A 600-nucleotide genomic window follows, 5' to 3' on the forward strand; every position below is an offset into this window, starting at 1 on the left:
TGACCAGCGGATTTGTATCGTATCATCTTCAACCTTACTAATCAAGCGGTAAGTCTTGGAAATGATATGTTATGGTGGAGACAAGCGGGATCGAACCGCTGACCTCCTGCTTGCAAGGCAGGCGCTCTCCCAGCTGAGCTATGCCCCCATACTCTACCCCAAAAAGTGACGACATGCTACGAAGTTTATTCCGATTACTTTTCGGGGACCCGTAAAAACATGAAGCTAAGTTATGGGATTTAGATGGTGGGCCCTAGTGGACTCGAACCACCGACCTCACCCTTATCAGGGGTGCGCTCTAACCAACTGAGCTAAGGGCCCATAACTGTTATTATATTGTGCTTACCCTAGAAGGGTTAGCGCTTGGCGACGTCCTACTCTCCCAGGACCCTTCGGTCCAAGTACCATCGGCGCTAGAGGGCTTAACGGTCGTGTTCGGGATGGGTACGTGTGGAACCCCTCCGCCATTGCCACCAAACGCATGAGAGTTGAACTCTCAAAACTGACCAACGAGTGAGCTAAAAGCTTTACTTCGTAAAGCTTGCTTCGGAAGCATACTTCCTGAAGACTTTTGAATGTTTCCGTTACAGGAAACGATTC

Annotated in this window: 2 tRNA genes and 1 rRNA gene; all 3 read right to left on the reverse strand. The window is 49.5% G+C overall.

The window, feature by feature from the left end:
- Positions 1–72 precede the first annotated feature (72 nt).
- The 3 genes from ABD014_RS21040 to rrf all read right to left on the reverse strand — a co-directional run bounded on the left by ABD014_RS21040 (position 73) and on the right by rrf (position 478).
- Positions 73–148: transfer RNA gene (locus ABD014_RS21040), tRNA-Ala, on the reverse strand.
- Between the two features lie 96 nt (positions 149–244).
- Positions 245–321: transfer RNA gene (locus ABD014_RS21045), tRNA-Ile, on the reverse strand.
- Between the two features lie 40 nt (positions 322–361).
- Positions 362–478, reverse strand: a 5S ribosomal RNA gene (gene rrf / locus ABD014_RS21050).
- Between the last annotated feature and the right edge of the window lie 122 nt (positions 479–600).

The sequence above is a fragment of the Paenibacillus motobuensis genome, from assembly GCF_039521865.1.
Taxonomy (GTDB): Bacteria; Bacillota; Bacilli; order Paenibacillales; family Paenibacillaceae; genus Fontibacillus; species Fontibacillus motobuensis.